Annotated in this window: 11 protein-coding genes, 1 other RNA gene and 1 pseudogene; 5 read left to right on the top strand and 8 right to left on the bottom strand. The window is 42.5% G+C overall.

Translation table 11 applies throughout. The features are described from left to right. Nucleotides 1–87: 87 nt before the first annotated feature. The 5 genes from hisF to AB5Z12_RS20465 form a co-directional block, all read right to left on the bottom strand. The gene (gene hisF / locus AB5Z12_RS20485; protein WP_173717557.1) at nt 88–846 is read right to left on the bottom strand and encodes an imidazole glycerol phosphate synthase subunit HisF; all 759 of its coding nucleotides are present in this window, start codon (nt 844–846) and stop codon (nt 88–90) included. A 2-nt stretch (nt 847–848) separates the two neighbouring features. Next, entirely contained in the window at nt 849–1,466 is a 618-nt protein-coding gene (hisH, locus tag AB5Z12_RS20480) for an imidazole glycerol phosphate synthase subunit HisH (protein WP_118584280.1), read from the bottom strand. 309 nt (nt 1,467–1,775) lie between these two features. Continuing rightward, entirely contained in the window at nt 1,776–3,293 is a 1,518-nt protein-coding gene (locus AB5Z12_RS20475; RefSeq protein WP_118584278.1) for a cell wall metabolism sensor histidine kinase WalK, read from the bottom strand. Further along, complete coding sequence (locus AB5Z12_RS20470) at nt 3,293–3,970, bottom strand: response regulator transcription factor (protein WP_118584277.1); 678 nt, start codon at nt 3,968–3,970, stop codon at nt 3,293–3,295. The genes AB5Z12_RS20475 and AB5Z12_RS20470 overlap by 1 nt, the downstream gene beginning before the upstream one ends. 63 nt (nt 3,971–4,033) lie before the next feature. Beyond that, the gene (locus AB5Z12_RS20465) at nt 4,034–4,255 is read right to left on the bottom strand and encodes a DUF6783 domain-containing protein (RefSeq protein WP_319017220.1); all 222 of its coding nucleotides are present in this window, start codon (nt 4,253–4,255) and stop codon (nt 4,034–4,036) included. On the opposite strand from AB5Z12_RS20465, the gene AB5Z12_RS20460 reads away from it, so the two are divergent. Next, a complete protein-coding gene (locus AB5Z12_RS20460) occupies nt 4,154–4,375 on the top strand; it encodes a DUF6783 domain-containing protein (protein WP_319017219.1) in 222 nt (73 codons plus the stop codon). The genes AB5Z12_RS20465 and AB5Z12_RS20460 overlap by 102 nt on opposite strands. Then, nucleotides 4,333–4,566: a hypothetical protein gene (locus AB5Z12_RS20455; RefSeq protein WP_118584275.1), complete on the top strand. Its 234-nt coding sequence runs from the start codon at nt 4,333–4,335 to the stop codon at nt 4,564–4,566. Before AB5Z12_RS20460 ends, AB5Z12_RS20455 begins: the two co-directional genes overlap by 43 nt. Nucleotides 4,567–4,707: 141 nt before the next feature. Here the strand turns inward: AB5Z12_RS20455 and AB5Z12_RS20450 are convergent. Continuing rightward, nucleotides 4,708–4,980 (bottom strand): annotated as a pseudogene (locus AB5Z12_RS20450) (transposase domain-containing protein); the annotation flags it as partial. A 126-nt stretch (nt 4,981–5,106) separates the two neighbouring features. Beyond that, nucleotides 5,107–5,313 carry a hypothetical protein gene (locus AB5Z12_RS20445; RefSeq protein WP_118584274.1) on the bottom strand — a complete coding sequence of 69 codons (207 nt, stop codon included), beginning with the start codon at nt 5,311–5,313 and terminating at the stop codon, nt 5,107–5,109. Nucleotides 5,314–5,471: 158 nt separating this feature from the next. Here AB5Z12_RS20445 and AB5Z12_RS20440 point away from each other — a divergent pair, with 158 nt between their 5' ends. The 3 genes from AB5Z12_RS20440 to AB5Z12_RS20430 all read left to right on the top strand — a co-directional run bounded on the left by AB5Z12_RS20440 (nt 5,472) and on the right by AB5Z12_RS20430 (nt 6,543). After that, nucleotides 5,472–5,780: a helix-turn-helix domain-containing protein gene (locus AB5Z12_RS20440; RefSeq protein ID WP_148461842.1), complete on the top strand. Its 309-nt coding sequence runs from the start codon at nt 5,472–5,474 to the stop codon at nt 5,778–5,780. Between the two features lie 390 nt (nt 5,781–6,170). Then, complete coding sequence (locus AB5Z12_RS20435; protein ID WP_274603086.1) at nt 6,171–6,302, top strand: hypothetical protein; 132 nt, start codon at nt 6,171–6,173, stop codon at nt 6,300–6,302. Nucleotides 6,303–6,390: 88 nt separating this feature from the next. Further along, on the top strand, nt 6,391–6,543 hold the full coding sequence (locus AB5Z12_RS20430; protein WP_233456192.1) for a hypothetical protein: 153 nt from the start codon (nt 6,391–6,393) through the stop codon (nt 6,541–6,543). A 14-nt stretch (nt 6,544–6,557) separates the two neighbouring features. On the opposite strand, the gene ssrA is transcribed toward AB5Z12_RS20430, so the two are convergent. Next, nucleotides 6,558–6,907: a transfer-messenger RNA gene (gene ssrA, locus AB5Z12_RS20425) on the bottom strand. Nucleotides 6,908–7,089 lie beyond the last annotated feature (182 nt).

The following is a 7,089-nucleotide window of genomic DNA, read 5'->3' as shown; positions in this document are numbered from 1 at the left end:
CGGCGAGTGAGTAATACACATTGTCCAAATGCGTCCCTCCTGAAAACTTTTCACCCTCCCAACACACTAAATAGCAATTTTAATATTCTATCGTCTTACCGGAACACCTTTTTCAGCCAGGTAATCCTTCACCTGAGAAATTTCCAGTTCTTTATAGTGGAACAGGGAAGCTGCCAGAACTGCATCGGCACCGCCGTCGGTAAGGCCTTCGTAGAAGTGTTCCAGGGTACCGGCACCACCGGAAGCGATGACCGGGATGGATACGGCATCAGATACTGCGCGGGTTAATGGGATGTCGTAGCCAGCCTTGGTACCATCACAGTCCATGCTGGTAAGGAGGATTTCTCCTGCACCAAGGGCTTCTGCTTTCTTCGCCCACTCAATGGCATCAATGCCTGTATCCAAACGACCGCCATGCTTATAGATGTTCCAGCCGCCGTCAGGACGACGCTTAGCGTCAATGGCAACTACTACACACTGGCTGCCGAATTTATCTGCTGCCTCACGGATTAATTCCGGACGGTCAATGGCTGCGGAGTTTACAGAAATCTTGTCTGCACCTTCGCGGAGCAGCTTCCGGAAATCATCTACAGTACGGATCCCGCCGCCAACTGTAAATGGAATGAATACGTTGGCTGCAACTTTTCGCACCATATCTACTACTGTGTCACGCTGTTCGCAGGAGGCTGTAATGTCAAGAAATACTACTTCGTCAGCTCCTGCCGCATCGTATGCTTTCGCAATTTCCACAGGATCTCCTGCATCCTTCAGGTCTACGAAATTAACACCTTTCACTACTCGTCCATTATTTACATCCAGACAGGGAATAATTCGCTTTGTAAACATAATTATGCCTCCTTCCCAAGCTTCGCAAAATTCTCCAGTATTTTCAGACCGTACTTGCTGCTCTTCTCCGGGTGGAACTGGCAGGCAAATATGTTGTCCTTTTCAACGGAGGCATGAATAGTTACGCCATACTGCGCAGTCGCCTTCACGATTTCAGGTTCTTTTGCCTGAAGGTAGTAGGAATGAACAAAGTAGACGTAAGTCTCTTCCGGAATTCCTTTAAACAGGCGGCCATCATTCTGAAGGTGAAGAGAATTCCATCCCATGTGAGGAATTTTAAGTCCAGGAGCCGGGGGAATCTTCACGATCTTACCTTTCAAAATTCCAAGTCCCTCCACTCCCGGAGTTTCGTCACTGGATTCGAAAAGGAGCTGCAGACCCAGACAGATTCCAAGGAATGGAGTTCCTTTCTCTGTAAGCTCCCGGATCACAGGAACAAGTCCGAATTTATTCAGATTATTCATGGCATCTCCAAAGCTTCCAACACCTGGAAGAATTACTTTATCTGCACTCAGTAATACCTGAGGATCTCTGGAAACTACAGTTTCCTCTCCAAGGTAATGAAGGGCTTTTTCCACACTTTTTATATTGCCTGCATCATAGTCGATTATTGCTATCATTCGGGCTCCTCCTGTTGTCTGTTTTTCGTCAATACTGCGTCTATTGTGTGCAGCATTTTCTGCCATCATATAAATGCTTTTAATCAGCAAATACTGCCTTCCCAAAGCACAATATTGCTGAACATACACTTTCATATTCTTACAGTATAACGCAAAAACAGGCGGTTGCAAAGAGCTAATTCCATGCTGCCGCCTGTTTTGTTAGTTTGTATTGTCTTTCCAGATTAACACTGTTTTTTTTATGAAAAATTACAATTATCTTCTCTTTCAAGCACCAGATTTCCAGCCTGAAGATTGACTATTTTTACTTTATTTCCGATCCAGGGTAAACCAGAATTCCACCCCGTTATCAAAGTTCTGAACACCGTACTGCTGATTCATACCTTCCATAATAGCCTTTACAATAGAAAGTCCGATTCCGCTTCCGCCATACTCTCTGGTGCGGGCTTTGTCTACCTTGTAGAACTTGTTCCACAGATTCGGGAGATCGGCTTCCGGGATTGGGGTTCCGGTATTAAATACCGTTACTTTCACTCTGTTTTCCTGTTTCTGGACTTTGATCTCCACAATTTTTTCTCCATCCAGATGATGCAAGGCATTGCTTACATAATTCGTCACAACTTCTTCTGTCTTAAACTCATCTGCCCAGACATAAAGAGGCTCTGTCTCATTAAAAATCACCCGGGCTTCTTTCTGCCTGATCATGATATCCATGGTGGAAAGAACGCCTTTGATCAATGCAGTCAGGTCAAAACGCTCCATAACAGCTGCGTCTTTTCCGGATTCCAGCTGATTCAGCGTAAGAAGATTCTTTACCAGCTTATTCATCTTGGCAGCTTCATCAATAATGACGTCACAGTAAAAATCCATGCTTTCCGGATCATCATTAATGTTCTCCTTCAGACCTTCTGCATACCCCTGCACAAGAGCAATGGGTGTCTTCAGCTCATGGGAAACATTATCCAGAAACTCTTTTCGCATTTCATCGATTTTCACCTTATTCTCAATATCCTTCTGCAGCTCATTGTTTGCAGATTTCAGCTCGGAAATAGTATGCTCCAGCTGACTGGACATCTTGTTAAAATTATCTCCCAGCACATCAATTTCATTGCCGGCCTTGCTTTTATATCTGGCTTCAAAATCAAGATCTGTCATCTTACGGGAAAGCTCCGTCAGCTCGGAAATAGGTCTGGTCAGCTTTCTGGTTACTGCCATAATACACATTCCACTTATAACAATAATGACAATTCCTACAAAGAAATAAAACTTATTGGAAATATTTGCGCTTTCCTGGATACTTTCCAGAGGGCTTCGGATCAGGAAATAATTGCCATTGTCAAATTTCCCCCAGCACTCTACATAATCCATGCCCACGAAACGGTCATATACCTGCTGAACCACACAGTTATCCGTCTGTTTCAGAATTGTGCCTTTTCCGTTATCCATGTCAAGATCACTGGCATAACCAAAAAACAGCTTGCTTCTCAGCTGATCTTCATTCTCCGGCCAGCACAGATATTTCGTATTATCCTCATTGACAACCACCCAGGTCAGATTATTCCTGGAGCTTTCCTGAATGATCTCAGAAGACAATTCTTCCTGCTCGCTTTCCACATCGTCCTCTGTCATAGAATCCGTGTTGATCTGACTCAGCACTTCCCTTGCTTCCAGAAGAGTTTCCGTCTTTTTTGACACATAATATTTTTCCAGAAATGCTCCGTTGATCATGGAAATCGTGAGAATGGAAAGGAATAAAAGACCTATAAATGTAAACGTGATCTGGTGCTTTATGGAGCGGATTTTCTTTGGCTTCTTTGATTTCTTCATCACTCTACCTCAAACTTGTAACCCATTCCCCATACGGTCTTGATGTACTCACCTTTATCCCCCATTTTACTTCTTAATTTCTTCACATGTGTGTCAATGGTTCTGGCATCTCCGAAATAATCATAATTCCAAACAGAATTAAGGATTTTTTCCCTGGAAAGAGCAATTCCCTGATTTTCCAAAAAGTAAGTAAGAAGCTCAAATTCCTTAAAGCTAAGATCCATAGGCTTGTCATCGACTGTTGCAAGATGGGCAGCCTTATCGATCACAATTCCCCCTGCGCTGAGCACATCTTCCGCTCCGGTCTGTCCGGTACGGCGAAGGATAGCTTCTACTCTGGCTACCAGGATCTTCGGGCTGAATGGCTTGGAAATATACTCATCCACACCCAGGTCAAAACCAAGAAGCTCATCACGCTCATCTCCTCTTGCTGTCAGCATAATGATCGGCACTTTGGAATTCTTGCGCACCTCACGGCATACTTCCCAGCCGTCCATCTTTGGCATCATTACATCCAGGATGATCAGGGCAATATCTTTTTCCTTATAAAAGATATCCATGGCTTCCTCGCCATCTCCTGCTTCCAGCACCTGAAAATTCTTCTTTGTTAAAAAGTCTTTTACAAGCTTTCTCATTCGGCTTTCATCATCCACTACAAGGATTTTTAATGTATCCATATCTTGTCCTCCCTTTTTGGTCAACCTCATTTATCGCATGGTTTTTATACCTTTTTGTACGATTTACCTGTATCTTAACACAGGGGTATGATGATTTTGTGAACGCCAGCACATTTTCTTACAGATGACTTTTTTTCTGTTTTGTGCTATGCTAGAGCGTGTTTGAAAAAGGCTTTCTGCAAGATGTGCGTCACAATTTGTGGGAGATTTCGCTCGGATGAGGGCGCCGTAGCGGGCTACGGCAACCGAATTCGGGTGAAATCTCCCGCAAAGTGGGGCGTGCAGATTACGGGAATGATTTTTCAAACACGCTCTAAGTACAGTGTAAAATATAAATCAATTTTTGAAAAGAGGGAATTCACATGCGTCAGGAAAGTTTTAAAATGGAGCGTCCGGGACTGGTGAAACCGGGAGATAAGATTCAGATCACGGAATATCAGTCCTACATGAACTACAGCTATATCATTGAGCCTGCTGTAGCCATGTCCGGCTGCTATCCGAACTCACAGAGAATCAAGGCAAAGGAAGGAACCATTGTCAGTGTGGAAAAGGCACCGCTTAGTGGGTATGTGGTGATTGCGGAATTTGAGGAATAGCTACATTTAGTCAGGGACTCCCCAAAGGGGGCCCTGACTGATTTTCACTTTTTCTGAAATTTCTCAATCACACACTCCACACTCATGCGTCTTTGTTTACATCATATTTATTTAAATATTCTCTGTAAGAAAAATCCCCGACTACTTTTCAGTAGCCGGAGCACCTTGACAATTCACATATGATTGATTTGATTCGTTTGCACGACGTTCGATCTCAGCTTTGACAGTTTCGTTCCATGGCGCCAGAAGTTCTAATTCATCATCACTCATCCAATCATCAGGCAGTTTTTCCAGCAGATAGGTAAGATAGTGATAGACGTTTACTCCATTGGCTTTTGCCATTTCTACCATTGTGTACACAATAGCGCTGGCCTGGGCTCCGTTTGGTGTGTCACAGAACAGCCAGTTTTTACGGTTATGTGCTTAAGAACATAACCGTAATTATGTGCCGAACTTAGTTATGTGCTCTTAACATATTTCAAGAAAAATGTCATAGTTAAAAGAAACTGTCGAAGAGCTGCATAAACAGTATTCACAGACTCAAGACACATGCTCACCTGTTGAAGAAGGTACTGATAATTCCAAATCGACCGAAGACACTGATAACCAAAAATAACCGTCATTACGATCGTTGTCACCTCCTTTCTCTCTTGGTTCGTTGTCAGTTGCAAACATCATTGACTTGTCTGCCATCTGCTGATTTGTATAACCAAATCTGGCTTGTTCCGCTTCTAAATTTCTAAACATCTCATTTCCTCCTTTCGCTTATTTGCGTTTTGCAAACTGAAATTATATTATAATTGCTATTTGCAAATTTATCAATACTTTTCTTTTCATTTTGCAAACTTTTCTGTTGACAGTTTTTCAATATGCAACTATAATCGAATTATCAGGAGGTACCAATTATGGGTGACAATTTTAATGACAATTTAAAAGAAGCTCGCTTAAGATCTGGATTATCCCAGAAAGAAGTGGCAGAAAATATTGGCGTAGCAAAATCTACATATTCATTATATGAGAGTGGAAATAGAGAACCAAACGTAAATACAATAAAGAAAATTGCTGATTGCTTAAATGTTTCTGCTGATACTCTCCTCGGACTTAATGACGAACTTACCACTCTTGCCGCTCATTTTGATGGCAAAGAATACACCGAAGACGAATTGAATGAAATTCGCCAGTTTGCTGAATTTGTGAAAAACAAAAGGAAATAATCGGCATATCTGCCAGAATGTACATTGACAATATAATATATTTACCCAGGGAACTGTTGGGGTGTTATGTCAGCCGCCGGACACTTTTGTGAAAGGAGGCTGGTGCTGATGGTTACATACAGTGATTTATTTACTTTTGTAATTATGCTTTGTGCAGTCATAACTCTTGTTATTACTTTTTCGCATAAAAAATAGCGCCCCTGCTCTGGTAAAGTAAGGCGCTATTTTTAGCTGATGCTTTATCCGGCGGTCAGGTGTGCACTGACCAACGGTTCTCTTGTTAAATATATTATATGTCACTCCGAAATATTTGTCAATTTTCTTTTTGTGGAAGCAACTGTACAGATTTTTGTACACGTATTGAGATATACTAAAGCGGGAGGTGTTTACATGAGCACATATGAGGAATTACAAGACCAGACCTGCGCGGACGGTATAGACGTAATGGACTATGAATTTAATAGTCCAAACATAAAAGCCTTATATTGTAACAGCACTGTAGCAATCAATAAGTCCATTTGAAGGAATGGTTATACCATTCCGTTTTCATGATCTCCGACATTACTCTGCTTCGATCATGCACGCGATTGGTATTCTGGATCAGTACATTATGGCAAGAGGTGGATGGAAAACAGATACCGTTCTAAAGGCTGTATACAGAAATGTGATCAACGATGAGCAAAAGAAATTTACAGATAAAATTAATTCGCATTTCACAACTATGCAACACGAAATGCAACACGAAAAAGAAAAAACGCCGTAAATACGGCGTTTTCACTATGGACCTGGCGGGAATTGAACCCGCGTCCGAAAGTCTATCCCTTGCGGCATCTCCCATCACAGTCGCTGTATTAACATTCCCTCCACAGCACGCCCACCGACAGGCTTACTGCTTCAGTAGCTTCATGATACATCTACCGGAGCAAAGCTTACCCGGCAAGGTTTCTCACAAGGTCGACGCCAGACTCCTGAAGTGTGAGTGCAACAGGACTGACGGGCAGCACTTAGGCTGCCATTACTAACTGATCGTCAGCGTTTATATTTAGAATTTCCCGTTATTACGCAGTTCGGGAGACTGCGGATGGCTTCCACAACTTCAAAACCCCCGTCGAAACCAGTACAAGCCCTAATCGTATATAATAGGTATTGCTGGTGCGCAGACGAAGTTTGTGTAATTGTGCTTTCGCTAAGATATTATTATATGCATTTTTTGCAAAGCTGTCAATATGGTGTTTTGCTATTTAGTGTGTTGAAAGTTGTTCAAGGCGGACGCACTCGGACAATGGTGATTGCTCACTCGCCGGCGCAA

The sequence above is a fragment of the Ruminococcus sp. RTP21358st1_G6_RTP21358_211008 genome, assembly GCF_040908885.1.
GTDB lineage: Bacteria > Bacillota > Clostridia > Lachnospirales > Lachnospiraceae > Blautia_A > Blautia_A faecis.
This window is presented reverse-complemented; position numbering and strand designations above follow the sequence as displayed.

Excerpts from the sequence above, each read along its gene's own strand:
- hisF (WP_173717557.1), bottom strand. The coding sequence starts at position 846 with ATGTTTACAAAGCGAATTATTCCCTGTCTGGATGTAAATAATGGACGA.
- hisH (WP_118584280.1), bottom strand. The coding sequence starts at position 1,466 with ATGATAGCAATAATCGACTATGATGCAGGCAATATAAAAAGTGTGGAA.
- AB5Z12_RS20475 (WP_118584278.1), bottom strand. The coding sequence starts at position 3,293 with ATGAAGAAATCAAAGAAGCCAAAGAAAATCCGCTCCATAAAGCACCAG.
- AB5Z12_RS20470 (WP_118584277.1), bottom strand. The coding sequence starts at position 3,970 with ATGGATACATTAAAAATCCTTGTAGTGGATGATGAAAGCCGAATGAGA.
- AB5Z12_RS20460 (WP_319017219.1), top strand. The coding sequence starts at position 4,154 with ATGTGCGTCACAATTTGTGGGAGATTTCGCTCGGATGAGGGCGCCGTA.
- AB5Z12_RS20455 (WP_118584275.1), top strand. The coding sequence starts at position 4,333 with ATGCGTCAGGAAAGTTTTAAAATGGAGCGTCCGGGACTGGTGAAACCG.
- AB5Z12_RS20445 (WP_118584274.1), bottom strand. The coding sequence starts at position 5,313 with ATGTTTAGAAATTTAGAAGCGGAACAAGCCAGATTTGGTTATACAAAT.
- AB5Z12_RS20440 (WP_148461842.1), top strand. The coding sequence starts at position 5,472 with ATGGGTGACAATTTTAATGACAATTTAAAAGAAGCTCGCTTAAGATCT.
- AB5Z12_RS20435 (WP_274603086.1), top strand. The coding sequence starts at position 6,171 with ATGAGCACATATGAGGAATTACAAGACCAGACCTGCGCGGACGGTATA.
- AB5Z12_RS20430 (WP_233456192.1), top strand. The coding sequence starts at position 6,391 with ATGGCAAGAGGTGGATGGAAAACAGATACCGTTCTAAAGGCTGTATAC.